Source organism: Rhizobium sp. KDH_Rht_773_N (genome assembly GCF_052946295.1).
In genome coordinates, this window is the sequence record NZ_CM129525.1 from 1,055,964 (window position 1) to 1,080,213 (window position 24,250).

At 62.2% G+C, this 24,250-nt stretch carries 19 protein-coding genes and 1 tRNA gene; 8 read left to right on the forward strand and 12 right to left on the reverse strand.

Features of this window, described 5'->3' with window-relative positions; genetic code table 11:
* Window positions 1-14: 14 nt before the first annotated feature.
* Window positions 15-1,511 (reverse strand): CoA-acylating methylmalonate-semialdehyde dehydrogenase, encoded by a 1,497-nt coding sequence (locus tag ACU8HS_RS05425; protein WP_112570894.1) that lies wholly within the window; start codon window positions 1,509-1,511, stop codon window positions 15-17.
* Window positions 1,512-1,684: 173 nt separating this feature from the next.
* Between ACU8HS_RS05425 and ACU8HS_RS05430 the strand changes: the two genes are divergently transcribed.
* Both ACU8HS_RS05430 and ACU8HS_RS05435 read left to right on the forward strand, forming a co-directional pair.
* Window positions 1,685-1,999, forward strand: a complete 315-nt coding sequence (locus ACU8HS_RS05430) for a putative quinol monooxygenase (RefSeq protein ID WP_113413104.1) — start codon at window positions 1,685-1,687, stop codon at window positions 1,997-1,999.
* Window positions 2,000-2,027: 28 nt separating this feature from the next.
* The gene (locus tag ACU8HS_RS05435; RefSeq protein ID WP_112570890.1) at window positions 2,028-2,909 is read left to right on the forward strand and encodes a LysR family transcriptional regulator; all 882 of its coding nucleotides are present in this window, start codon (window positions 2,028-2,030) and stop codon (window positions 2,907-2,909) included.
* An 85-nt stretch (window positions 2,910-2,994) separates the two neighbouring features.
* Here ACU8HS_RS05435 and ACU8HS_RS05440 read toward each other — a convergent pair whose 3' ends face one another.
* The 3 genes from ACU8HS_RS05440 to ACU8HS_RS05450 form a co-directional block, all read right to left on the reverse strand.
* Entirely contained in the window at window positions 2,995-3,234 is a 240-nt protein-coding gene (locus ACU8HS_RS05440; protein WP_112570888.1) for a helix-turn-helix domain-containing protein, read from the reverse strand.
* A gap of 223 nt (window positions 3,235-3,457) precedes the next feature.
* Window positions 3,458-3,534: transfer RNA gene (locus ACU8HS_RS05445), tRNA-His, on the reverse strand.
* A gap of 132 nt (window positions 3,535-3,666) precedes the next feature.
* Complete coding sequence (locus ACU8HS_RS05450; protein ID WP_112570886.1) at window positions 3,667-4,116, reverse strand: phasin; 450 nt, start codon at window positions 4,114-4,116, stop codon at window positions 3,667-3,669.
* Window positions 4,117-4,330: 214 nt separating this feature from the next.
* On the opposite strand from ACU8HS_RS05450, the gene ACU8HS_RS05455 reads away from it, so the two are divergent.
* Complete coding sequence (locus ACU8HS_RS05455) at window positions 4,331-7,975, forward strand: ATP-binding protein (protein ID WP_447015527.1); 3,645 nt, start codon at window positions 4,331-4,333, stop codon at window positions 7,973-7,975.
* A gap of 263 nt (window positions 7,976-8,238) precedes the next feature.
* On the opposite strand, the gene ACU8HS_RS05460 is transcribed toward ACU8HS_RS05455, so the two are convergent.
* On the reverse strand, window positions 8,239-10,191 hold the full coding sequence (locus ACU8HS_RS05460) for an acetoacetate--CoA ligase (RefSeq protein ID WP_113500760.1): 1,953 nt from the start codon (window positions 10,189-10,191) through the stop codon (window positions 8,239-8,241).
* Window positions 10,192-10,352: 161 nt separating this feature from the next.
* Between ACU8HS_RS05460 and ACU8HS_RS05465 the strand changes: the two genes are divergently transcribed.
* Complete coding sequence (locus ACU8HS_RS05465) at window positions 10,353-12,251, forward strand: AsmA family protein (RefSeq protein WP_112754810.1); 1,899 nt, start codon at window positions 10,353-10,355, stop codon at window positions 12,249-12,251.
* 228 nt (window positions 12,252-12,479) lie between these two features.
* On the opposite strand, the gene ACU8HS_RS05470 is transcribed toward ACU8HS_RS05465, so the two are convergent.
* From ACU8HS_RS05470 to ACU8HS_RS05490, 5 genes are all read right to left on the reverse strand, one after another.
* Window positions 12,480-13,298, reverse strand: coding sequence for an ABC transporter permease (locus ACU8HS_RS05470; RefSeq protein ID WP_112570878.1), 819 nt, complete (start codon window positions 13,296-13,298; stop codon window positions 12,480-12,482).
* A 3-nt stretch (window positions 13,299-13,301) separates the two neighbouring features.
* The gene (locus ACU8HS_RS05475) at window positions 13,302-14,213 is read right to left on the reverse strand and encodes an ABC transporter permease subunit (protein ID WP_112570876.1); all 912 of its coding nucleotides are present in this window, start codon (window positions 14,211-14,213) and stop codon (window positions 13,302-13,304) included.
* Between the two features lie 4 nt (window positions 14,214-14,217).
* Window positions 14,218-15,360: an ABC transporter ATP-binding protein gene (locus ACU8HS_RS05480; RefSeq protein ID WP_447015528.1), complete on the reverse strand. Its 1,143-nt coding sequence runs from the start codon at window positions 15,358-15,360 to the stop codon at window positions 14,218-14,220.
* Window positions 15,361-15,450: 90 nt separating this feature from the next.
* Complete coding sequence (locus tag ACU8HS_RS05485; RefSeq protein WP_447015529.1) at window positions 15,451-16,548, reverse strand: polyamine ABC transporter substrate-binding protein; 1,098 nt, start codon at window positions 16,546-16,548, stop codon at window positions 15,451-15,453.
* Between the two features lie 127 nt (window positions 16,549-16,675).
* Window positions 16,676-18,070 (reverse strand): helix-turn-helix domain-containing protein, encoded by a 1,395-nt coding sequence (locus tag ACU8HS_RS05490; protein WP_447015530.1) that lies wholly within the window; start codon window positions 18,068-18,070, stop codon window positions 16,676-16,678.
* A 180-nt stretch (window positions 18,071-18,250) separates the two neighbouring features.
* Between ACU8HS_RS05490 and aceA the strand changes: the two genes are divergently transcribed.
* From aceA to ACU8HS_RS05505, 3 genes are all read left to right on the forward strand, one after another.
* Window positions 18,251-19,540: an isocitrate lyase gene (gene aceA / locus ACU8HS_RS05495; protein ID WP_112754990.1), complete on the forward strand. Its 1,290-nt coding sequence runs from the start codon at window positions 18,251-18,253 to the stop codon at window positions 19,538-19,540.
* A 13-nt stretch (window positions 19,541-19,553) separates the two neighbouring features.
* Window positions 19,554-19,790, forward strand: a complete 237-nt coding sequence (locus tag ACU8HS_RS05500) for an SMc00767 family acetate metabolism repressor (protein ID WP_112570867.1) — start codon at window positions 19,554-19,556, stop codon at window positions 19,788-19,790.
* 106 nt (window positions 19,791-19,896) lie between these two features.
* Window positions 19,897-20,997 carry a helix-turn-helix transcriptional regulator gene (locus ACU8HS_RS05505; RefSeq protein WP_447015531.1) on the forward strand — a complete coding sequence of 367 codons (1,101 nt, stop codon included), beginning with the start codon at window positions 19,897-19,899 and terminating at the stop codon, window positions 20,995-20,997.
* A gap of 11 nt (window positions 20,998-21,008) precedes the next feature.
* Here the strand turns inward: ACU8HS_RS05505 and ACU8HS_RS05510 are convergent, their stop codons facing one another.
* Window positions 21,009-21,878 (reverse strand): LysR family transcriptional regulator, encoded by an 870-nt coding sequence (locus ACU8HS_RS05510; protein WP_447015532.1) that lies wholly within the window; start codon window positions 21,876-21,878, stop codon window positions 21,009-21,011.
* Between the two features lie 90 nt (window positions 21,879-21,968).
* On the opposite strand from ACU8HS_RS05510, the gene ACU8HS_RS05515 reads away from it, so the two are divergent.
* Window positions 21,969-22,214, forward strand: coding sequence for a hypothetical protein (locus tag ACU8HS_RS05515; protein ID WP_377313362.1), 246 nt, complete (start codon window positions 21,969-21,971; stop codon window positions 22,212-22,214).
* Here ACU8HS_RS05515 and ACU8HS_RS05520 read toward each other — a convergent pair.
* Window positions 22,187-24,031, reverse strand: a complete 1,845-nt coding sequence (locus tag ACU8HS_RS05520) for a methyl-accepting chemotaxis protein (protein WP_447015533.1) — start codon at window positions 24,029-24,031, stop codon at window positions 22,187-22,189. The two genes, ACU8HS_RS05515 and ACU8HS_RS05520, sit on opposite strands and share 28 nt — an antisense overlap.
* Window positions 24,032-24,250 lie beyond the last annotated feature (219 nt).

Consider the following 24,250-nt stretch of genomic DNA (forward strand, 5'->3'; position numbering starts at 1 on the left):
ATGTGGTTTTCACGTTATTTCATCGTCGGCATGACGAATTCGGCGTCGCCCTTGATGCCGGAGGGCCAGCGGGCGGTGATGGTCTTGGTGCGGGTCCAGAACTTGATGGAATCGGTGCCGTGCTGGTTGAGATCGCCGAAGCTCGAGGCCTTCCAGCCGCCGAAGGAATGATAGGCGAGCGGCACCGGGATCGGAACGTTGATGCCGATCATGCCGATATTGACGCGGGAGGCGAAATCGCGGGCCGCGTCACCGTCACGCGTGAAGATCGCGACGCCGTTGCCGTATTCGTGCTTCATCGGCAGGGAGAGCGCTTCCTCGTAATTGTGGGCGCGCACGACCGAAAGGACCGGCCCGAAGATTTCCGTCTTGTAGATTTCCATCTCCGGCGTGACGTTGTCGAACAGGCAGCCGCCGACGAAATAACCGTTTTCATAGCCCTGCAGCTTGAAGTCGCGGCCGTCGACGACGAGCTTGGCGCCCTCTTCGATGCCCTTGCCGATGAGGCCCTGGATGCGGTTATAGGCATCCTTGGTGACGACCGGCCCCATGTCTGCCTTTTCGTCGGTGTAAGGACCGATGCGCAGGGATTCGATCTTCGGGACCAGCTTTTCGACGAGACGGTTTGCCGTCTCCTCGCCAACGGGAACGGCGACCGAGACGGCCATGCAACGCTCGCCGGCAGAGCCGTAACCCGCGCCCATCAGGGCGTTGACGGCCTGATCCATGTCGGCATCCGGCATGATGATCATGTGGTTCTTGGCGCCGCCGAAGCATTGGGCACGCTTGCCGTTCGATGCAGCCGTTCCATAGACGTAACGGGCGATCGGCGTGGAGCCGACGAAGGAAACGGCACCGATATCGGGATCGGTGAGAATTGCGTCGACCGCGGTCTTGTCGCCGTTGACGACGTTCAGGATGCCGGCCGGCAGACCGGCTTCGATCATCAGTTCGGCGAGGCGGATCGGCAGGGACGGATCACGCTCGGAAGGCTTGAGGATGAAGGCGTTGCCGCAGGCGATCGCCGGGGCGAACATCCACATCGGGATCATGCCCGGGAAATTGAAGGGCGTAATGCCGGCGCCGATGCCGACCGGCTGACGCAGGGAATACATGTCGATCGCCGGACCGGCACCTTCGGTAAACTCACCCTTGGCAAGATGGGGAATGCCGCAGACGAATTCGCAGACTTCGAGGCCGCGGACGATATCACCCTTGGAATCCTCGACCGTCTTGCCGTGCTCGCTGGAGAGCAGCGTCGCAAGCTCATCCATGTGCTGGTTGAGGAGATCGACGAACTTGAAGAAGACGCGGGCGCGGCGCTGCGGGTTGGTGGCGGCCCATTTCGGCTGTGCGGCCTTGGCGTTTGCGACGGCGGCGCGCAGTTCCTCGACGCTTGCGAGCGCCACCTTTGCCTGTACTTCGCCGGTCGCCGGGTTGAAGACGTCGCTGGTGCGGCCGCTGGTGCCGGCAACCTTCTTGCCGCCGATGAAATGACCAATCTCACGCATGGGTGTTCCTCCTGATCTTCTGGATGACGCAACAATCGCACTTCAATTTGCACAAATCAATGCGCTGGAATTAGCAACCGTTGTGCGCATATTATAGCTCTATCTGCGATGACCGGCGCTCCTGCCTGAAAACTTGGCACGGCGCGCGGGCAAGTCAAAGGGAAGGTCAAGAGATGCGTGGAAAACCTGTCGTCAGAATGGCGGAACTGGAGATCGATCCCGAAAGGCTCGAGGCCTATCGGGTGCTGCTCGCCGAAGAGATCGAAACTTCCGTGGCGCTGGAGGATGGCGTGCTTGCGCTGAATGCCGTTTCCGTCCGAGAGCGGCCGAGCAGCATCCGCATTCTCGAGGTCTATGCCAGCAGGGAGGCCTACGAGGCGCATCTGCAGACACCGCATTTCCTCAAATACAAGCGCGAGACGGCGGGCATGGTGACGTCACTGACGCTGATCGACGTCGATCCGATCGCGATGCGGTCTAAAGGATGAACTGGTCCGATCATGAACTGGCCCGATCATGAACTGGGATGACGTTCGCATTTTCCTTGCCGTCGCCCGTACCGGGCAGATCCTTGCCGCGTCGAAACGGCTGGGGCTCAATCACGCCACGCTCTCGCGCCGGCTGACCTCGCTGGAGGAGGCGCTGAAGACGCGGCTTTTCATCCGCCGCACGAACGGCTGCGAGCTGACGGCCGAAGGCGAGGTCTTCCTCGGCTCGGCGGAGCGGATGGAGACGGAAATGCTCGCCGCGCAGGCCAATCTCGGCCACACCGACACGGCCATCGCCGGGACGGTGCGCGTCGGCGCGCCGGACGGGTTCGGCGTCTCCTTTCTCGCGCCGCGCATGGGCAGGCTGATCGAGCGCCACCCGGCCCTGAAGATCCAGCTCGTGCCGGTGCCGCGGTCCTTCTCGCTGTCGCAGCGCGAGGCGGATATCGCCATCACGCTGGAACGGCCGGAACAGGGCCGGCTCGTTTCCTCCAAGCTGACCGACTACACGCTCGGCCTCTATGCGTCGCGGGATTACCTGGCGCTGCACGGCAGGCCTGACGATATCGAGGCGCTGAAGGCGCATCCGCGCATCGGCTATGTCGAGGACCTGATCTTCACCGCCTCATTGAATTTCTCGGGCGAAGTCATGCGCAGCTGGGATGCGGGGTTCGAAATCTCGACGGCGATCGGCCAGACGGAGGCGGTGCGCACGGGAGCGGGCATCGGCATCCTGCACGACTATATTGCCCGACAATACGCGGAACTGGAGCGTATCCTGCCGCAGGTCTCCATCCGGCGCGCCTATTGGACGACCTATCACGAGAGCGCGCGCGATCTCTTGCGCGTACGCTGCGTCATCGATTTTCTGCAGGAGCTGATCGATGCCGAGAAACACATCTTTCTCTAGAGATGGCTTGTTTCTCCGCAGATAACTTGGCCGTTGAAGGCCGACGACGGCCGATCAGAAAAGGCTGATCGGCCTTGTCGCAACGTCAGATATGCAAAAAGGCGGAAACCGGAACCTGCAGCGCTGCAGCAATGCGCTTCAGCTTTGCCGGATCGGCACTTTCGCCATTCTCAATTTCGAGGATTTCGCCGTTGGCCAGACCGCAGGTCACTGCGAGGTCTTCGATACTGTAGCCAACCGCACTGCGTGCGCCCTTGACTGCCGCAGCCACGTCAATCGGGGAAACAGCGGTCGATTCCTCAATATTCTGAACAGAAATGGACATCAAATTCTCCTTAATGCCTCGGTGGACTGTCCCTACCCCCAGGCGGCAAGCCGCCAGCATTTCGCGACGCAACGAAAACATCGGGCAATTGCTGCATCGCACCGCCCATAAATAGGTAAACGAATATTAACGGCAATAGCAAAATGCGAGCAGGCATCATTTTGACGTCAAAAAGCGTCCATGCCGTGTATTGTCGTCAGATCAAACCTACTTATGGGGGAGATGGTACGGTTGAGTGGGGTCGAACCACTGACCTCAGGTGCCACAAACCTGCGCTCTAACCAACTGAGCTACAACCGCACAATGTCACGCTCGGCGCGACGGGGGTCACATACGAGGACTTGAACTTTAATTCAAGTCCCGATTTGCACTCAATATACAAAAAGGCTGAACGCAAGGTCCAGCCTTTTATTGGCTATCGAGAGCAGCCGATCAGGCAGCCTTGAAGGATGCCATGACCTTTTCGGCGGCTTCCTTCGAAGGCTTTGCGACCTTCTCGGCCACCTGCTTGGTGGTTTCCTGCAGCGCCTTCGCCTGCTCGACGGTCACTTCCGCCTGCTTGCGCAGGAAAGAGGTCTGCAGCTCGAAGAATTCGGCGACGGACTTGACGTTGAGAAGCGCTTCCAGGTGGGAGAGCGAGCTTTCGGCATTGACGCGCAGCGCGTCGATCGCCTTGAGGCCGATCTCGACGCCGCCGGCCTGTGCGGTCTGCACGGTCGCTTCCAGCGTCTTGCCGGCTTCCTCGCCTGCAGACTTCAGCTTGGCATAGGCTTCCTTGGACTGCTGAGCACCTTTTTCAGCGAAGTCACGGAAGGACTCGGCCAGCTTGCTCGGGTCGAAAGAGGCAATTGAAAAAACGTCGTCGGTCTTTATGGTAGCCATGGGATAGCGTCCTTTGGGGCGGGCAGATCTCGTGCCCTCGATAAATTGGATAAATCTTATATAGGGCATTTTATTGTGCATTGCAACATCATTGTGCGTCGCACAATACGTTAACCTTCCCGGCCGAAAGCTCCCCGCTCTTCTGGACCGGTCGCAGACCTGCAGTTATTAATAAGCAGTTAATTCTAAAGAGGCGAAAGCGACAGGTTCGATCATGCCCGCAGTCCAGTATCCGTTCATCGACATTGCCGTGCATGCGCGGGTGCGTGAGCGATTCTCGCGTGGCGAAGCCATGGTGCTGTTCTCTGCCGATCTTGCGCGCCTGCTGTGGGCAAACGGCGCGGGTGCTGCGCTTTTCGGCCATACGGCGGTCTATGACCTGCTCGACCAGGGCGTCAGCCATGCCGACATTACCTTCCGGCAGCTGGAAGCGACCGCCCGCCAGCTCGGCGCGGTCGGCGACCAGAAAGGCCTCGTCATCCGGATCGCCAAGGGCTTCCAGCGCGTTCAGGCTCCGGCGACGGCGGAACTCATCCGCCTTGCCTCCGGCGAGAAGGCCATCCTGTTTTCGGTTCCCGTTTCCACACGGCCGCTGACGGCGGGTACCAGCGCCGCGCAGATGCTGCAGGGGCTCGACGATCCGGATACGCATATGGCCGTTATCGGCGCGGAAGGCGAAGTGATTGCGGCCTCGCCGGGTTTTGCCTCCCTCGGCATCACCCAGCAGGCAGCCAGGACGCTCATCACCCTTGCCGGCGCCCATCCGGACCGCATGGTCAAGCGTCCGGTCGCCACAGGACGTGGCTATCTGCCGGCTGCGTTCGGCAAGCTCAACGACAACCCGGCGCTCCACCTTCTGTTTGCGGTCGAAACGGCAATCGGCCATCTCGATCCGATCGAACCGGAGAGCGGGGCCGAAGAGGCTGAGGATATTGCATCGGCGCAAGCGCCGGCGGACGAAGTTGCCGTTGTCGCCGCACCGGCGGCCGGTTTCACCGAAGCCGAGGCGATCGAGGCGGTTTCCGGCATCGAGGAGGTCGAGGATACGCTGGAGGATATTACCGGCGAGACGGAACACCTGACCGACACGAGCCAGCCAGGGAAGGTCGAGGCCCGGTCGCGGCCGGCGGCAGACGATATCGATTCCGCGCCCGAAACGGTTGCCGCCGATGGAGCCGGCGAGCAGCCGGTCGAGGCGGATGCTGCGGCAGAAGCGGCCGTTGCGGAAAGCGCAGAGGCGCCCTCCCCCGTTGCGGCCGACGTGGAGCCGGAAGCGGCCATTTCCGTGGCCGAAAATTTTGCCGCCGCACCCGTCGTTCCGGAAGCAGCGGCCGCCGCCAGGGCGAGCAGCTTCGTCTTCAAGCCCAACAGCCGCGCGACCCGCTTCGTCTGGAAGATCGACGCGGAGGGCCGCTTCAGCGAAGTCTCGCACGAATTCGCCGAGGCTGTCGGACCGCATGCCAGCAACATTATCGGCAGCGCATTTTCCGATGTCGCCGCGCTCTTCAATCTCGATCCGGAAGCCAAGCTTTCCGAAGCCCTGGCGCGACGCGATACCTGGTCCGGCAAGACGATCTACTGGCCGATCGAAGGCTCGAGCCTGGTCGTTCCCGTCGATCTCGCCGCCTTGCCGACCTATACGCGCAACCGCGACTTCGACGGTTTCCGCGGCTTCGGCGTCGTGCGTCTGTCGGATGCCCAGGAAGATCCCCTTGCGCTTGGCCTGACGCTTGGACCTGACGGCATCGGCCATGACGCCTCCTCGCTCGGCCCGGTCAACGAAACCGCAGCGCAAGAGGCGGACGAAGAAGAAGAAGCGCCGCAGGCAGCCGGGACAGAGGCCGCCGTCCGGGATGAGACGGCAGAGCCGGAACTTGCAGAAGCCGAGCAGGCCGCCTCCGCGCCTGATAGTGCCGGGCAGCCGGAAGAACAGCAGGTTCGCGATGCAGAGGAGGAACCGCCGGCGCTGCGTATTTCGGAGACGCCGAACCGCCGTTTCACCGACAAGATCGTGCAGCTTCATAACGCCACGGGTGGCCTGACGGCCGCCGAGCAGGCCAACTTCCGCGAGATCGCCAAGCGCCTCGAAGCCTTCGGTGCCCGGCGCGACGAGCCGGTCGCGGCAGCCCAGCCGGAACCTGACGCGGCCGAAGCACCGGCCATCGACGACGAGACGGCGACGGTCGGGCAGGCAGCGCCGCAGGAGGCGATTTTCGAAGCCGCCGCCGAACCGCTGACGCAAGAGCCGGCCGGCGACGAGACCTCCGGCCCCGAAGCCGAAGATGACGTGACCGAAGGCCTGCAGGAAACGGTCAGCCAGATCGAAGTGCTGACCAGCTTTATTCCGCCGCGCGTGAAGATGACGGACGGGCTCTCGGCTGCGACCGTCGACCTGCTGCCCGTTGCCGTGCTCATCCATGCCGGCGACCAGCTGATCCACGGCAACCCGGAATTCCTGCGGCTGACCGGCTATGCGTCTGTCGATGCGCTCGCCGAAGTGGGCGGCATCGATGCGCTGCTGCAGCGTCACGATCTTGAGACCGGCGCCGGTGCGATGATGCTGGTCAGGGCCGATGACAGGCTGGTGCCGGTTACGGCGCGCCTGCAGTCGGTGCGCTGGGAAGATTCCAATGCACTGATGCTGGCGCTGATGCCGGTCGAGAGCCGGGAGGAAGGCAAGGGCGAGGTGATCCGCCTCGACCAGCGCTCCGACCGCATGGTCGAGAAGGTCGCCAAGCTGCAGGTCGAGGTGGAGGAACTGCGCTCGATCCTGGAAACGGCAACCGACGGCGTGGTCGTGATCGGCGCGGAAGGTGAAATCCGCTCGATGAACCGCTCGGCAAGCGCGCTCTTCAACTATGATGAGCAGGAAACGCGCGGCAAGCCTTTCGTCATGCTGTTTGCGCATGAAAGCCAGAAGGCGGTGCTCGATTATCTGCATGGGCTTTCGGGCCACGGTGTGGCGAGCGTGCTGAACGACGGACGCGAGGTGATCGGGCGCGAGGCAGCCGGCGGCTTCGTGCCGCTGTTCATGACGATGGGGCGGCTCACCTCCTCCAGCGGCTATTGCGCCGTCATTCGCGACATTACCCAGTGGAAGCGCACCGAAGACGAGCTGCGCAACGCCAAGGGGGCGGCCGAAACAGCCAACGCCCACAAGACGGATTTCCTGGCGCGCGTCAGCCATGAAATCCGCACGCCGCTCAACGCCATCATCGGCTTTTCCGACATGATGGCGAGCGAACGGTTCGGGCCGATCGGCCATCCGCGCTATATCGAATATGCCAACGATATCGGCCGCTCGGGCCGGCATGTCCTCGATATCGTCAACGACCTGCTCGACATTTCCAAGATCGAGGCAGGCGAGATGGATCTCGACTTTGCCTCCGTCGGCCTCAACGAGGCGATCTCGGAGGCCGTGGCGCTGGTGCAGCCGCAGGCCAACAGCCAGCGCGTCATCATCCGCACGGCACTGTCGCAATCCGTGCCCGACGTCGTGGCCGACCTGCGCTCGATCAAGCAGATCGCGCTCAACATCCTGTCGAACGCCATCCGTTTCACGCCATCGGGCGGGCAGATCGTCGTTTCGACCTCCTATGAGGCGAACGGCAGCGTGGTGCTCAGGGTGCGCGATACCGGCATCGGCATGACGCGCAGCGAGCTCGATCAGGCGATGAAGCCGTTCCGGCAGGTGCCGTCCACGCAATCGCGCCATCGCGGCGACGGCACCGGTCTCGGCCTGCCGCTCACCAAGGCGATGGTCGATGCCAACAGGGCGATTTTCTCGATCAATTCGGCGCCGAACGAGGGAACGCTGGTGGAAATCACCTTCCCGTCGCAGCGTGTGCTTGCCGGCTGAAACGCTTATTGTCGCGCGGTTTCGGACACAGAGCCGCTCTTCTGCTCACCAAAGAAAAGGCAGCCATTGGCTGCCTTCGAGAGTTAGTGCTGGTAAAACAAGAGCTTAGTCTGAGAACGTCATGTTTCGGGAACCGCGGTTCCAGGCCATCTCTTCATGTACGGCCTCCAAGTTGGCTTCACCTTTGACAAACCTTTCTTAACGAAAGGTTTCCGGCACAAAGAATTGATCAACGGCGAAAGTTTGTAGTTTAGCAAGCTCTTTCAAACCTTTAGCTCGTCCAGACCGGCAAAAAGCCTGAGCGCCTCGGGATTGGCAAGCGCCTCCTGGTTTTTCACCGGCCGGCCGTGGACGACTTCGCGCACGGCAAGTTCGACGATCTTGCCGGATTTGGTGCGCGGGATATCGGCGACCGCAATGACCTTGGCGGGCACATGGCGCGGCGAGGCGCCGACCCGGATGCGGGTCTTGATCGCCTTGACCAGATCCTCGCTCAAGGTGACGCCGGGCGCCAGCCGGACGAAGAGCACGACGCGCACGTCGTCCTCCCAATCCTGGCCGATGCAGAGCGCCTCGGCCACCTCCTCCATCTGCTCGACCTGATTGTAGATTTCCGCCGTGCCGATGCGCACGCCGCCGGGATTGAGCGTGGCGTCCGAGCGGCCGTGGATGATGAGGCCGCCATGTTCGGTCCATTCGGCGAAATCGCCATGGCACCAGACATTGTCGAAGCGCTCGAAATAGGCGGCGCGATATTTGGCGCCATCGGGATCGTTCCAGAACATCACGGGCATCGAGGGAAAGGCCCTGGTGCAGACGAGTTCGCCCTTTTCCTGACGGACAGAATTGCCCTCGTCGTTCCAGACATCCACGGCAAGGCCGAGCCCCGGCCCCTGGATCTCGCCACGCCAGACCGGCTGCAGCGGATTGCCGAGCACGAAGCAGGAGACGATATCCGTGCCACCCGATATCGAGGCGAGTTGGACGTCTTGCTTGATACCTTCGTAGACAAAGCTGAAGCCTTCCGGCGACAGCGGCGAACCGGTGGAGGTAATCAGCCGCAGGCTCGACAGGTCATGGCTGAGGCGCGGCGCCAGCCCGCTTTTGCGCACCGCGTCGATATATTTGGCCGAGGTTCCGAAGATCGCGAACTTCTCCTGAGCCGCATAGTCGAAGAGCACGTTGCCATCGGGCGCAAAGGGCGAGCCGTCGAACAGGCAGAGCGTGGCGCCGGAGGCAAGGCCGCTGACCAGCCAGTTCCACATCATCCAGCCGCAGGTGGTGAAATAGAAAAGCCTGTCTCCCGGCCGCAGGCTGCAATGGAGACGGTGCTCTTTCAGATGCTGGAGCAGCGTGCCGCCGGCCGAATGCACGATGCATTTCGGCACACCCGTCGTCCCCGAGGAAAACAGGATATAGGCCGGGTGGGAAAAGGGCAGCTGCACGAATTCAACCGGCTTGGCCGCGTAGGGCGCGATGAAATCGGCAAGCGTCTTGCCGCCTTCGGTCTCGCGCGCCACGGTTTCGGCGTCACCCGCATAGGGAACGACGATGGTCGGCACGCCAAGGCTGCTTGCGACGGCCGCCACCTTGGCCTTCACGTCCTGCAGCTTGCCATTATACCAGTAGCCGTCGCAGGCGATGAAAAGCTTCGGCGTGATCTGGCCGAAACGGTCCAGCACGCCCTGTTCGCCAAAGTCGGGCGAGCAGGACGACCAGATGGCGCCGATCGAGGTTGCCGCCAGCATGGCAGCCACCGTTTCCGGCATGTTCGGCATCATGGCGGCAATACGGTCGCCCTCACCGACGCCGAGCGCGCGAAAACCCTGCTGGAGCTGCGACACGAGCGCGCGCAGACGATCCCACGACCAGCGATCGCTCACCTTGTCCTCGCCGCGGAAGATAATGGCGTCACCCGTCCCGCTTCCGCTCAAGAGGTTTTCCGCAAAGTTCAGCCGCGCCCCGGGGAAGAAGCGCGCTTCCAGCATACGGTCGCCATTGACCAGGACATCGGCGCCGCGCTCTCCCTTCACGCCGCAGAAATCCCAGAGGGCCGACCAGAAATTTTCCCGGTCGGCGATCGACCAGGCATGCAGATCCTCAAAGCCTTTCAAAGCAAGGCCGAAATCCGCGTTGCAGCGCTGCATGAAGGCATGAATCGGGCTGTTCTCGATCCCGTCTTGCGTGGGTGTCCAAAGCGGCTGGTTTTCCTGCATTCAATCCTCCTCCCAATGCGGAAGTTATATCATGCTGCATTGCATTATAAAGTGTGCAACCATGCGTTTCACCATGCGCGGCATTTGCATATACCCGGCATTTCATATATCCGGCAAAATCAGAGAATAACGGGTAACCGACTGAATTTCCGGCAGAGCTCATGGGTACGTCAAGACACCGCAGATGGCGAAGAAAGATCGGCCCCGCCTCGCGCTGGCTGCCGGCCTTTGCCCGCGTCTCCACTATCGTGCTGCTGGCCGGCCTTGCCTTCTTCGTCTCGCTCCGCATCGCGGCGCCCTATCTGATCTCCACCGGCTTCGTGCGTTCGGGCATCGAGGACGCCCTGTCGAAATGGACGGGCTATCATGCCGAGATCAAGGGCACGCCGGTTCTCGAATTCTGGCCGACGCCGCGCATCACGCTCAACGACGTCACCATTCGCCAGCCGCGCGGGAGCGGTGACAAGCTGCTTGGCCGCATCGAGAGCCTTTCGGCCGATTTCAGCCTGATCGACGCGCTGCGCGGGCGCACCCGCTTCCACGAATTTCATCTGCTGCGCCCGAACCTTGCGCTGACGCGCGACGAGAACGGCCTGATCGACTGGAGCTATGCCGGCCTTCTGGCTCGCGCCATCGCCGGCGCGCAGGACAACAACGGCACCGAGGTTCTTCCTGCGAAACTTGATGCCGATATCGGCGCCGTGACCGTCGAGGACGGCGCGCTGACGGTGAGCGATACGCTGACGGGCAATGTCTATCATTTCGACGGCGTCGCGGCGGATATTGCTTGGGCGAAGCTGTCGAGGCCGATTTCGGCCGTGCTCATTGCCCGCTTCAACGGCCAGGACCTGAAGGTCGACTTCTCTTCGGCCGCGCCCCTGCTCGTCTTCGGCGGCAAGAACGCCGAGATGAAGGCCTCGATCACCTCCAATCTCATGACGGCACGCTTCCAGGGCGTCGGCAGCATGGTGAGCCTTTCTGCCGTATCGGGCAATATCAACGCGAGCTTTCCGGATGTGCCTGCCCTGCTGAAATGGTCCGGCAAATCGATGCCGGGGATCGAGTCGCTGAAGAGCGCGTCGATGACCTCGGATGTCACGTCGTCGTCCGGCGGTTTCCGCTTCAACAATCTCAGCATGACGCTGAACGATGCGAGCGCCACCGGGGTGATGGATTTCACCGTGGCGCCCGGCAAGCGGCCGAAGATCGGCGGGACGCTTGCCTTCGATCAGATGAACCTCAAGCCGTTCCTCGATGCCTTTGCCTTGCGGCTTGCCGCAGGCGGCATCGGCGACCTTGTGCTGCCGAGCCCGCTCGGACCGCTGCAGCTTCTCGATCTCGACGTGCGGCTGTCGGCACGACAGGCGCAGATGGGCATCTTTTCGCTTGCCGATGTCGGCGCCAGCGTGATCGTGGCCGGCGAAGAGGCAAAATTCGATATCGGCGACAGCCAGTTCGAAGGCGGCGAGATGACCGTCCACCTGGAAGCCACCCGGCGCGACTTCGATGGCGGCGGCAAGATGCAGCTTTCGATCCGCGACGCCGATTTCAACGCGCTTGCGGAAAAGCTGCAGCTCAAGGGGCCGCTGCCGCATGCGACCGGCTCGCTCGACCTTTCGCTGCAGACGCCGAAAGCAATCTGGACGACGGGGCTTGCGGACGTAACGGGCAAGCTGAAATTCTGGACGAGTGCCGGTTCCATTCCGGGCATCAACGTCTCCGAGGTCCGCACACAGGCCGCCCAGAAGCCGTTCTTCTCGCTGAGTGCGGCCTCAAACGGCACCTTCGCCTTCAACAGGCTGGATCTCCAGGCCGACTTTGCCGATGGCACTGCCGAAATCCATGACGCGCGCTTTACCGGCTCCGATCAGACGCTCTCGCTCTCAGGCGTCATCACCTACGAATCGAACGGTCTTGCGCTTTCCGGCTCGCTGGAAGCGACCGATCCCGCGAAAGCGGCCGATCTGCCGCTTCTGCCCTTCTTCATCGGCGGCTCCTGGCCGAACCCGGTGATTTCGCCGGTGCCGCTCCTGAACGCGCCAACGAAAAGCCAGCCATAGGCTTCCGCGCAATTCCGGGCGCAAAACCGCTGCGCACTTTTGCTGGAACTTGATTTCTTTGTTTGGCGCAATTCCGGACGCAAAACCGCTGCGCACTTTTGCTGGAACTTGCTCCTTGTCTGGCGCAATTCCGGACGCAAAACCGCTGCGCACTTTTGCTGGAACTTGCTCCTTGTCTGGCGCAATTCCGGACGCAAAACCGCTACGCACTTTTGCTGGAACTTGCTTTTAAGCCGTTGCCGCGGCAGCCCGTTCGTCGCGCTCGCGCTGCAGTTCCCGGCGCTTGGTGATGATGGATGCGCAGATGACGCCGACGGTGACGATGGCGATGAGGATGGTGCAGACGGCGTTGATTTCAGGCGTTACGCCAAGGCGCACCTGGCTGTAGATCTTCATCGGCAGCGTGGTGGCACCCGGTCCCGAGGTGAAGCTCGCAATCACGAGATCGTCCAGCGACAGGGTGAAGGCCAGGATCCAGCCTGAAAAGACGGCCGGCGAAATGATCGGCAGGGTGATTTCGAAGAAGGTGCGCACCGGCGGCGCACCGAGATCCTGCGCCGCTTCCTCGATCGACTGGTCGAAGCTCAGGAGCCGCGACTGCACGACGACGGCGACGAAACACATGGTCAGCGTCGTATGCGCCAGCGTGATCGTCCAGAAACCGCGATCGAGGCCGATTGCCACGAAGAGCAGCAGCAGCGACAGGCCGGTGATGACGTCAGGCATGACGAGCGGCGCATAGACCATGCCCGAAAACAGCATGCGGCCGCGGAAGCGCGTGTAGCGCACCAGCGTCAGCGCCGCCATCGTGCCGAGGATGGTCGCGAACGTGGCCGACAGCAGGCCAACACGGATCGTCACCCAGGCGGCATCGAGCAGTGCCTGGTTCGACAGAAGCGAGACATACCACTTGGTGGAGAAGCCGCCCCAGACGGTGACGAGCTTCGATTCGTTGAAGGAGAAGACCACCAGAAGCACGATCGGCAGATAGAGGAAGGCAAAGCCGAGCACGACGGAAATGATGTTGAAGCGGGTCCATCTCAGCATGACTTATTTCCCCCGCTCTTCGGCCTTGGCCTGCGCGTTCTGGAAGAAGACGATCGGGATCACCAGGATCAGCAGCAGGATGGTTGCCACCGCCGAGGAGACCGGCCAGTCGCGGTTGGCGTTGAATTCGTTCCAGAGCGTCTTGCCGATCATCAGCGTCTGCGAACCGCCGAGCAGGTCGGGGATGACGAATTCGCCGACGGCGGGAATGAAGACCAGCATGCAGCCGGCAATCACACCGGGGATCGACAGCGGGAAGGTGACGCGCCAGAAGGCCTGGATCGGCGTGCAGCCGAGATCCTGCGCGGCCTCGATCAGCGTGCCGTCCATCTTTTCGAGCGCCGAATAGAGCGGCAGCACCATGAAGGGAAGATAGGAATAGACGATGCCGATATAGACGGCCGTCGTGGTGTTGAGGATGATCAGCGGGCTGTCGATGACATGCAGCGACAGGAGAAGCTGGTTCAAGAGCCCTTCCGGCTTCAGGATGGCGATCCAGGAATAGACGCGGATCAGGAAGCTCGTCCAGAAGGGCAGGATGACGAGCATCAACAGCGTCGGGCGGATGGTGCGCGGCGCCTGCGCCATGCCGTAGGCGATCGGATAGGCGATCAAGAGCATCAGGAAGGTGGAAATCGCCGCGATGACGACGCTCGAGACATAGGCGTTGAAGTAGAGCGGGTCGTCGGTCAGGTAGCCGTAATTGTCGAAGGAGAAGGTCGCGACCTTGGCCCAGAAGCCGCTCCAGCCGTCGGCAAGCGAGAAGACCGGCTCATAGGGCGGAATGGCGATCGCCGTCGTCGACAGCGAAATGCGAAAGACGATGAAGAAGGGCGCCAGGAAAAAGAGCAGCAGCCAGGCATAGGGAACGATGATGACGAGGCGGCTGTAGAAGCGTGAAGCGACAGTTTCCATAGGCTCAATCCTTCAGCAGCACGCCGCCATCTTCGTCGAAGGAGACCCAGACTTCCTGATCGTAGGTGAAGGGGTCGTCGACGGAACGCTGGGCGTTGAGGGAGGATGCCCTGACGAACTTGCCGCTCGGCAGCCTGATATGGAAGACGGTCATATCGCCGAGATAGGCGATATCCCAGATCTCGCCCTTGGCGGCATTGGCCGATGCGTTGGCAGGGGCGGCGCGCGTCACGCGGATCTTTTCCGGGCGAATGGCAAAACCGACGCTGCTGCCGACGGCAGGCGTTTCGGAGGTGGCGATGCGGATCGAAAAGCCGCTTTCGACCGCGATCTCGACCGAGCCGTTTCCGGATGCGGCCACCTTGCCGTCGAAAATGTTCACGTCGCCGATGAAGTCGGCCACGAAACGGGAATTCGGCGCTTCGTAGATTTCGGCAGGGGTCGCGACCTGCACGACCTTGCCGTGGCTCATGACGGCGATGCGGTCGGCCATGGTCATCGCCTCCTCCTGGTCGTGGGTGACGACGACGAAGGTGAGGCCGAGGTTCTGCTGCAGGTCCATCAGTTCGAACTGGGTTTCCTCGCGCAGCTTCTTGTCGAGCGCGCCGAGCGGTTCGTCGAGCAGCAAGACTTTCGGACGCTTGGCGAGCGAGCGGGCGAGCGCCACGCGCTGGCGCTGGCCGCCGGAAAGCTGGTTCGGCTTGCGCGCGGCGAACTGCTCGAGTTTCACGAGCTTCAGCATCTGCGATACGCGCTCGGTGATCTCGTCCTTCGGCATGCCGTCCTGCCTGAGGCCGAAGGCGATATTCTTCTCGACCGTCATATGCGGGAAAAGGGCGTAGGACTGGAACATCATGTTGACGGGCCGCTTGTAGGGCGGCGTACCGGCAAGGTCGGTGCCGTCGAGCACGATCTCGCCCGATGTCGGCTGTTCGAAGCCGGCAAGCATGCGCAGCAGCGTGGACTTGCCGCAGCCGGAAGCGCCGAGCAGCGCGAAGAATTCGCGGTGATAGATGTTCAGCGACAAATCGTTGACGGCGGTAAAATCGCCGAAGCGCTTGGTGACGTTCCTGAAGGCAATGAAGGGTTTCGCAGACGGATCGGACCAGGGCGCGAATGCGCGGCGGATATTGCCGAGAGACTTCATATAATTCCCCGAAAGACAAGGTTTCAGCCGGCCTCCACCCGGGCCGGGAATTAAAAGGCCCGGACGTTTCCGTCCGGGCCTGGCATCGACTTACTGGCCAGTGACGACTTTCGTCCAGATTCGCGTCGCCGTGCGCTGGGTCTTCGGGTCCCACGGCCGCACCGTGAAGAGGCCCTTCATCACCTCATCCGTCGGATAGATCGCCGGGTCTTCCAGCACATCCTTGCTGACGAACTGCTGCGAAGCCTTGTTGCCGTTGGCGTAGAAGGTGAAGTCGCTCGCCTTGGCGATGACCTCAGGCTTCATCATGTAGTTCAGGAATTCATGCGCTTCGGCCACATGCGGCGCGTCGGCGGGGATCGCCATCATGTCGAACCACATCTGCGCGCCCTGCGCCGGGATCGAGTAGTTCACCTCGACGCCGTTATTGGCTTCGGCCGCGCGGTCGCGGGCCTGCAGCATGTCGCCGGAATAGCCGAAGGCGATGCAGATGTCGCCGTTGGCGAGCGCATTGATATATTCGGAGGAGTGGAACTTGCGGATATAAGGGCGAACGGCCGTCAGCAGTTCCTCGACCTTCTGGAAATCCTCCGGCTTGGTCGAGTTGGGGTCGAGGCCGAGATAACGCAGCGCGGTCGTCATCACGTCCTTCGGCGTGTCGAGCACGTAGATGCCGCAGTCCTTGAACTTTTCGGCGACTTTCGGATCGAAGATCACTTCGAGACCCGGCTTGGCATCGGGGCCGAGGATTTCGGCGACCTTCTTGACGTTGTAGCCGATACCGTCCGTGCCCCACATGTAGTCAACGGCATATTCGTTGCCCGGATCATACTCGCCAGTGCGCTGCTGGATCACATCCCACATGTTGGAAAGGTTCGGCAGCTTGGACTTGTCGAGCTTCTGGAAGACGCCGGCCTGGATCTGGCGCTGCAGGAAGTCGGCGGTCGGGACGACGACGTCGTAACCCGTGCCGCCGGCAAGCAGCTTGGTTTCCACGGTCTCGTTCGAGTCGAACGTGTCATAGACGACCTTGATGCCGGTTTCCTTGGTGAAATCGGCAAGGATGCTGTCGTCGATATAATCGGACCAGTTGTAGACATTGACGACGCGCTCCTGGGCGAAGGCCGGCGCAGCGGCGAGGAGAGCGATGACGGCGACTGCCGTCAGGTTGGCTTTTCTTGACCTCATGGTATCTCCTGTTTGTAAAGGTATCGCGCCCCCGGACACCTCTTCGTTCCCTCTGGTTTAACAGCAGACTAGAAAGGAATTTCGGAGCCTACAAGCGTAAAATCCTGCAGTGTCAATCATTTCACAATCACTGAAAATCGAAGGCTCCGAGGCCGGCGGCGGCCTCGTCCAGCGCAAGCGGGCGCGTCAGCGGCGGCTCGGCCCGCGAAAGGCAGCCGCGCCTCTCGCAAAGGCGACAGGCGGGGCCGATCGCCACCGGCGAAAGCTCGCTTCGGCCGTAGTCCAGGCTGTCCCTGAGCGCGGCATCGCAACCGAGCAGGAGAGCCGTGCGCCGCGCCCTCTCGCCAAATTCGACGACCGGGCCTTCGAGCGTGCGCGCAACCGTGAGGAAGGTTGCGCCATCAGGCATGGCGACCGTCTCGGCCAGCACCCTGCCCGGTTCGAGAAAGGCGGCGTGCACATTGAGCTTGGGACAGTTTCCGCCGAAACGCGCCTGCGGAAAACCCTGAGCACCTGCCCTCCTGACGACATGGCCGGCGGCATCGATCTCCATGCAGAAGAAGGGAATGCCGGAAGCACCGGGGCGCTGCAGCATGACAAGGCGCCATCCCGCCTGGGCAAAGGAGACCGCGAAGCGGGCGCGGATGAGATCGATGTCATAGCGGCAATTCTGCGCGGCAAGAAGAAAGGCGCCATAAGGCATCAACAGGGCCAGCGCCGCATTGCGCGTCAGCTCGAAACGGGCGAGGCGCCGCCCCTCGTCCGATGACAAAGGCAATTCGTCAAGCGCGGCTTCGATCTCCGGCCTGAGGGCGAGCCTTGCCACTTCGATCGCGATTTCCTGCGCCTGGTCGGCCGGCGAAAGCCGTTCCGACAGGAAAAGGCGCATCGAATGACGATCGAAGCGGCGGCGAAGATCCGGCATGACATGGACGGGCAGAACTCTCACATTGATGCCGCGTTCGCTCTTCAGCCAATCCTTCAGGCCGGCGCCGGCGGCAAGTCCGCTGGCGAAGCGTTCCGCCGCCGCCTCGATACCGGCGAAATAGGCGGAGCGGCGCTCCAGCGCCTCCCGCGCCTCATCCAACGGCAGGCGGCCGGGAGCGACAGGCGCAGGCCCCTCGCCTGCCATCAGGGCCGTCAGGTCGGAAAGCCGCATGGCCTGTTCCCTGTAGGCGCGGTAGAGCTTGATCATGCCGCCGGCCGCATTCGGCGCCGCATCGGCCACCTCGACCAGTTCCTGATCTCCCGGCAATTCGCCCGACAGAAGGGGATCGGCGAACACTTCCTTCAGCTGGCCGAGGCTGCCGGCAGTTTCGCCCTGCAGTTCGTCGAGGTCGATGCGATAGACGGCGGAGAGTTTCAGCAGCAATTGCACCGTCAGCGGCCGCTGATTGCGCTCGATGAGATTGAGATAGGAAGGCGAAATCTCCAGTGCTTCCGCCATGGCGGTCTGGGTCAGCGCCAGCGCATTGCGGATGCGCCTGACCTTCGGCCCCGCAAATATCTTCCGCTCCGCCATATCACATCCTTTACACCGCGCGATTTACAATATTTTACAAAATGACAGAACCAGCCTGTAAATCCTCCTCATCCTAACCTCTTTCCTCTCCTGAAATCAAAGGTTTTTCTGGATCATTCGCCCGGATTTGTAAACTCTGTCATCAGCGCTCAAACGTTGGACGCCAAAGAGGAGATTTGCATGACAGATTTTTACAAACTCATCCGCAACGCACCGGACGGACGTTTCGACGGCATCGAGCGGCCCTATTCGGCAGAGGATGTCGAGCGGCTGCGCGGCTCGGTGACGCTCAGCCATACGCTTGCCGAAATGGGGGCCGCGCGGCTCTGGCGGCTGCTGCACGAGGAGACGTTCGTCAACGCGCTCGGGGCGCTCTCCGGCAACCAGGCCATGCAGATGGTGCGCGCCGGGCTGAAGGCGATCTACCTCTCGGGCTGGCAGGTCGCCGCCGACGCCAACACGGCATCGGCGATGTATCCGGACCAATCGCTCTATCCCGCCAATGCCGGGCCGGAGCTTGCCAGACGCATCAACCGAACGCTGCAGCGCGCCGACCAGATCGAAACGTCCGAAGGCAGCGGGCTCTCGGTCGAAACCTGGTTTGCGCCCATCGTCGCCGATGCCGAGGCCGGTTTCGGCGGGCCTCTCAACGCTTTCGAGATCATGAAGGCCTATATCGAGGCGGGGGCGGCCGGGGTTCACTTCGAGGACCAGCTGGCATCGGAGAAAAAGTGCGGCCATCTCGGCGGCAAGGTGCTGATCCCGACCGCCGCCCATATCCGCAATCTCGACGCGGCGCGGCTTGCGGCCGATATCATGGGCGTGCCGACGCTCGTCATCGCCCGCACCGATGCGGAGGCGGCGAAACTTCTGACGTCCGACATCGACGAGCGCGACCAGCCCTTCGTCGATTACGATGCCGGCCGCACGGTCGAAGGCTTCTACCGGGTGCGCAGCGGGCTGGAGCCCTGTATCGCACGCGCCGTCGCCTATGCCAGCCATTGCGACCTCATCTGGTGCGAAACGTCGAAACCGGACCTGGAACAGGCGCGGCGTTTTGCCGAAGGCGTCCACAGGGCGCATCCCGGCAAGCTTCTCGCCTATAATTGCTCGCCCTCCTTCAACTGGAAGAAGAACCTCGACGACGCGACCATTGCGAAGTTCCAGCGCGAGCTCGGAGCCATGGGCTACAAGTTCCAGTTCATCACGCTCGCCGGCTTCCACCAGCTGAACTACGGCATGTATGAACTTGCCCGCGGCTATCGCGAGCGGCAGATGGCGGCCTATTGCGAACTGCAGCAGGCGGAATTCGCGGCCGAGCCGCATGGCTACACCGCCACCAAACATCAGCGTGAAGTCGGCACCGGCTATTTCGACGCCGTGTCACTGGCGATAACGGGCGGCCGCGCCTCGACCACGGCCATGCGGGAATCGACCGAACAGGCTCAATTCAAACCGGCTGCCGAATAGAGGAGGAACCGATATGGCATCCATCGCACGCGTCCGCGAACGGACGGAAGAGCAGGCAAGCAGCATGACCGACAACCAGCAGAGCGTGATCCGCATGCTCGCCAACGACCTGCACAGGCTCAACCAGTCGGTCATGAAAGCGGTCGATTCCGGTGTTTCGGTCGAACTGGTGCGTTCCGCCCGGCATCATGGCGGCGACGGCAACTGGGGCGATCTTCTGATCCCTGTCATCGTCGCCCACAGAAACTGAGGGTAGAGGCCCGGCGGTATATTCCACCGGGCCTACGCTATTTGACGCAATTGTCACCACGGCGGAGTCGCGGCATAATTGAGTACATATTCGAACGGAACTGCATATGCCCGGTTCGCCGCACGCAAAACTCGAAGTTCTGACCGATCTTATCTACGGCGCGCTTTTTGGCGAGACGACGTGGCAAGCCTTCCTCGACGTCCTCACCGCGACGATGCCGGATGCGAAATCGACGCTGTTCTTCCACGACGCCGTGGCGCGCACCGGCGGCCTCTCCCTGTCGTCCGGTCTGGCGGAAAAGGAAACCGAGGCCTATAACCGCTACTATGCGTCCATCAACCCCTGGATGCCCCGCGCCGCCACCCGGCCGATCGGCCTTGGCGTGATCGCCGACCAGATGCTGCCGCACGATCAGCTGCAGAAGACGGAATTCTACAACGATTACCTTCGCTGGATCGGCTGCGAGAGCAGCGTCGGCGTGACGATCATGCGCGAGCGCGGGCGCTCCTTCAATCTTTCGACGCTGACGTCCTCTTCCGATCCGGATTTCAATCGCGGCAACGCCGAACTTCTCAGCGATCTGGCGCCGCATCTGCGTCGCGCCTTCGATTTCATCCGCCGCGAACACAGCGATCCGCACCACAATGAAAACGGGCTGGCGCTTTTCGATGCGATCGGCGTCGGCATCGTCTATATCGGCGAGGATCAGGCCATTCGCTCCATCAACGGCGCGGCCGAACGGATGATCGCCGAGGGCGAAGCGATCGGCGTGACGTCGACCGGGCGGATCATGATCAACGACGGCGAGCTTGCCTCCCGCCTGTCGGCCCTGCTGCGCCATCGCCTGCCGGCAGTTTCGCCGGCCAGCACGCTGATCAGGACGAAGAACACCAGTTTCAAATGCACGCTGGTGAAGATGCAGTCGGATTTCATCACCGAATTTCTCGAAGGACCGACGGTGGCGATGATCATCGAGCGGACAAGCCTGCCGCTGCGGCCCGATCTCAATGACGCCCTGCCCCGCATCGACCAGCTGACGGCAGCGGAAATGCGGATCGCCGCCGGCATTGCGGCCGGCCTGTCGCTGCGCGAAGTGGCCCGAACGAACGATGTGAGCTACGAAACCGCGCGCTCGCATCTGAAGAACATCTATTCGAAGCTCGGCGTGAACAGCCAGGTGGGCCTGGTGCGCCGGCTGATGCCGTAGCGCCTTTCGAGCTAGCCGCGGCTGGCGCGTTTGCCGGCAATGAGGTCGGTATAGCTTTTCAGGAGTTTCGTCATCCGGTCGGCAACGGTGCGGATTTCCGGGCGGTGGCGATCCTCGGCATTCATGACGATCCATTGACGGTGGCGCAGTTCCGGCAGCTCGCCGCCGCAGCGTTCGAGTTCGGGATCGAGGTCGCCGACGAAACAGGGCAACACGGCCTTTCCCGCCCCCGCCCGCACGAGATCCGGCAGCGAGCGCGGGCGATTGACGGTTGCGACGATGGCGGACCCGGCCTGCCTGTAGGGCCAGCGCAGATAGGAAGAGATGGCATCCTCCTCGCCGACGGCGATCCATCTGTTGTCGTCCTGGCCGGCGTTGCGCCTGATGTAGACGGCATAGGCGACTTCGCCGAGCAGGCGGGCGGCGAGATTGCTTTCCTCCGGCTCGAAGGCGCGGATGCCGATGTCGCTTTCGCGGTAGTTCAGATTCGCGCGCGCTTCCCCGATCGTCAGGGAGATGGCGAACGTATCGGCCGGCATGCGGATCGCCGAAAAATTCTCGGTCAGCAGCCAGGAGATCCATGTGCCGGCTGTGATCCTGACGGTGACGCCCCGCTCGGAGGATTGCCGCCACGCTTCGACCTTGCGGGCGGCCGCCTCCATTTCCAGCAAATGGTCGACGAGCGTCTGCCCATCGGCCGTCAGGCGGTAGCCGGTCTGGCTGCGGTGAAAGAGCGTGCGAGCGAGTTCCTGCTCCAGGTCGAGCATGCGCCGGCCGATCGTCGCCGGGCTCAAATCCGTGGCGGCACTCGCGCCCGTCAGCCCGCCGGTGCGGGCAACCTGCAGGAAAAGCTGATAGGAATCCCAATTGCTGTTTTTCATGAGTGAAAAACATAGCGGGATCTTGCTTGTTCAGAAAGCGAATTTTGATGTGTAGATCAATCGATGTCCACGAAACGAAAGGACATCGTGATGATCGACTTTTTCATAATCGCATCGATCGGCAGCCGGATGCAACGCGCAGGCCTGTGCCCACCATCCACGGCGCGTGAGCGGATGAAGGAAGAAGACGCCTTCTACAACGAGGCCGGCAGCAGCTATCCGACGCGCTTCGTCGCCTGGCTGACATCGCCGGCAGGCGCGAGCGCCGGCCGCGCGAAGGCGCGGCCCGGCGAAGACCGATGCGCAGCTCAGGCCGCCTGCCGCGCACGACCCTGAGCGGCAGGCGTTCCGGCAAGGCGGAACTGGTCGATGAGCGCCATCAGCATGTCGGCCTCTTCCGCCAGCTGGCGGCTTGCCCGCGTGGCTTCGGCCACCATCGACGCGTTCTTCTGGGTCATCTGGTCCATCGCGTTGACGGAGCTGTTGACGTCCTGAAGGGCGGCCGACTGGTCGCGGCTTGCGGTGGCTATGGTTTCGACATGGCCGCTGATCGCGATGATCTCGTGGCTGATCGAGGCGAGTACGCTGCCGGTCTTCTGCACCAGTTCGGAACCGGCATTCACTTCGCGGGTCGACTGTTCGATGAGCGCCTTGATTTCCTTGGCGGCATTGGCCGAGCGCTGGGCAAGCTCACGGACTTCCTGGGCAACGACGGCAAAGCCCTTGCCGGCTTCACCGGCGCGAGCCGCTTCGACACCGGCATTCAGCGCCAGAAGGTTGGTCTGGAAGGCGATGTCGTCGATGACGACGATGATCTGTTCGATGCGTTGCGAGGCGTCTTCGATACGGCCCATGGCGGCGACCGCGTCACCGACGACAGTGCCGGAACTGTCGGCCGTGCGCTTGGTTGCGGCCACTACGTTGTTTGCCTCATGGGCGCGTTCGGCCGACGAGCGGACGGTGACGGTGATTTCCTCAACGGCGGCGGCGGTTTCCTCCAGGCTTGCGGCCTGGGATTCCGTGCGCTTGGAAAGCTCGTCCGCCGAGGCCGAGACCGAGCCGCTGTTGCGCTGGATCGAGGCGGCGCTCGCCCGGATGCGGGTCAGCGTATCCTGAAGGCGCTCGAGCGAACAGTTGAAATCGATCCGCAGCTGTTCGAGGCGGCCGACGAAGGGCGTTTCGATGGTCTGCGAGACATCGCCCTGCGACAGGCGCCCGAGGCCGGCCGCAAGCTGGTTGACGGCGAAATCGATCTGGCCGTCCAGCGTGCGCTTTTCGGCGTCGTTGCGGCTTCGCTCGGCATCGTTGAGGGCACGCTGTTCGGCGGCCTGCGTTTCGAGCTCCTGGCGGGCTGCCGCGCCGTCGCGGAAGAGAGCAAGCGCGCGGCCGATCTCGCCGAATTCGTTCTTCTTGTCGACGCAGGGGACAGCGCTGACGAGATCGCCGGACGAAATGGCATGCACGCTCGACGTCAGCGCCTGCATCGGCTTTACGGAGCGGCGGATCGCAAAGAAGGCCAGCACACCGACGAGCAGCATCACCACGGCGCCGACGCTCAGAACCAGTGTCTGCAGCTGGTTCATGCGCTCGTAGTAGACTTCCATGGGTATGCCGATGAAGAGAATGCCGATCGTGGCGCCCGACGGGTTCTTGACCGGGAAATAGCCCGTCATGAACTTGCGGCCGAAGAGGTCTGCCGGACCGTAATAGGCGTTGCCCTGCGCCAGCACGGGCTGGGCGGGATGATCGGCGGCGAGCTTGGTGCCGACGGCGCGATCGCCGTTTTCCTTCTTCAGGTTGGTGGAGACGCGGACATAATCGGCGCCCTGCTTTTCGAATATGGTGGCGACGCCGGCGATCGACTGCGCCGTGCGGTCAACCAGCGAATAATCGGCAAAGCTGGGGATCTTGTCCTCGGTGACGCCGGACAGCACGTTGTCCTTCACATCGATGCGGACACCGGCATCGCTTGCGCCATAGAGCACCGCCATCGAGCGGCTCGCGTCCTTGGCGTCGGAGACCGCGCTATCCATGACGTAACTGCCGAGATTGTAATAGGTCACGCCGACAATCGCAGCGGTGCTGACGGCAAGCAGAAGCAGCGTGATCGCAACGATCTGGCGCACAATGGATGTCGAAAAGAAACGCGGCATCAAAACCTCCGGCGAATACAACCAAAGCTAGGTTAACGGAAAAACGTTAAGGAAAATTTTCTCTTAACGCCTTTGCCAGCCGGGCATTCCATGCCTGCAGGCGCCACAAGACATGCCCTTTTGCGGCACGTCGCTGCGAACGCGGCACAGAATTTTCAATCATCGCATTTTTTCTGCAATCATTGCGTGATTTATGCCACCATAAAAAATGGCCCCGAA

Excerpts from the sequence above, each read along its gene's own strand:
- ACU8HS_RS05515 (WP_377313362.1), top strand. The coding sequence starts at position 21,969 with ATGATCGACTTTTTCATAATCGCATCGATCGGCAGCCGGATGCAACGC.
- ACU8HS_RS05485 (WP_447015529.1), bottom strand. The coding sequence starts at position 16,548 with ATGAGGTCAAGAAAAGCCAACCTGACGGCAGTCGCCGTCATCGCTCTC.
- ACU8HS_RS05475 (WP_112570876.1), bottom strand. The coding sequence starts at position 14,213 with ATGGAAACTGTCGCTTCACGCTTCTACAGCCGCCTCGTCATCATCGTT.
- ACU8HS_RS05505 (WP_447015531.1), top strand. The coding sequence starts at position 19,897 with ATGCCCGGTTCGCCGCACGCAAAACTCGAAGTTCTGACCGATCTTATC.
- ACU8HS_RS05435 (WP_112570890.1), top strand. The coding sequence starts at position 2,028 with ATGAACTGGGATGACGTTCGCATTTTCCTTGCCGTCGCCCGTACCGGG.
- ACU8HS_RS05470 (WP_112570878.1), bottom strand. The coding sequence starts at position 13,298 with ATGCTGAGATGGACCCGCTTCAACATCATTTCCGTCGTGCTCGGCTTT.
- ACU8HS_RS05465 (WP_112754810.1), top strand. The coding sequence starts at position 10,353 with ATGGGTACGTCAAGACACCGCAGATGGCGAAGAAAGATCGGCCCCGCC.
- ACU8HS_RS05425 (WP_112570894.1), bottom strand. The coding sequence starts at position 1,511 with ATGCGTGAGATTGGTCATTTCATCGGCGGCAAGAAGGTTGCCGGCACC.
- ACU8HS_RS05450 (WP_112570886.1), bottom strand. The coding sequence starts at position 4,116 with ATGGCTACCATAAAGACCGACGACGTTTTTTCAATTGCCTCTTTCGAC.
- aceA (WP_112754990.1), top strand. The coding sequence starts at position 18,251 with ATGACAGATTTTTACAAACTCATCCGCAACGCACCGGACGGACGTTTC.
- ACU8HS_RS05440 (WP_112570888.1), bottom strand. The coding sequence starts at position 3,234 with ATGTCCATTTCTGTTCAGAATATTGAGGAATCGACCGCTGTTTCCCCG.
- ACU8HS_RS05490 (WP_447015530.1), bottom strand. The coding sequence starts at position 18,070 with ATGGCGGAGCGGAAGATATTTGCGGGGCCGAAGGTCAGGCGCATCCGC.
- ACU8HS_RS05460 (WP_113500760.1), bottom strand. The coding sequence starts at position 10,191 with ATGCAGGAAAACCAGCCGCTTTGGACACCCACGCAAGACGGGATCGAG.
- ACU8HS_RS05510 (WP_447015532.1), bottom strand. The coding sequence starts at position 21,878 with ATGAAAAACAGCAATTGGGATTCCTATCAGCTTTTCCTGCAGGTTGCC.
- ACU8HS_RS05430 (WP_113413104.1), top strand. The coding sequence starts at position 1,685 with ATGCGTGGAAAACCTGTCGTCAGAATGGCGGAACTGGAGATCGATCCC.
- ACU8HS_RS05455 (WP_447015527.1), top strand. The coding sequence starts at position 4,331 with ATGCCCGCAGTCCAGTATCCGTTCATCGACATTGCCGTGCATGCGCGG.
- ACU8HS_RS05480 (WP_447015528.1), bottom strand. The coding sequence starts at position 15,360 with ATGAAGTCTCTCGGCAATATCCGCCGCGCATTCGCGCCCTGGTCCGAT.
- ACU8HS_RS05500 (WP_112570867.1), top strand. The coding sequence starts at position 19,554 with ATGGCATCCATCGCACGCGTCCGCGAACGGACGGAAGAGCAGGCAAGC.
- ACU8HS_RS05520 (WP_447015533.1), bottom strand. The coding sequence starts at position 24,031 with ATGCCGCGTTTCTTTTCGACATCCATTGTGCGCCAGATCGTTGCGATC.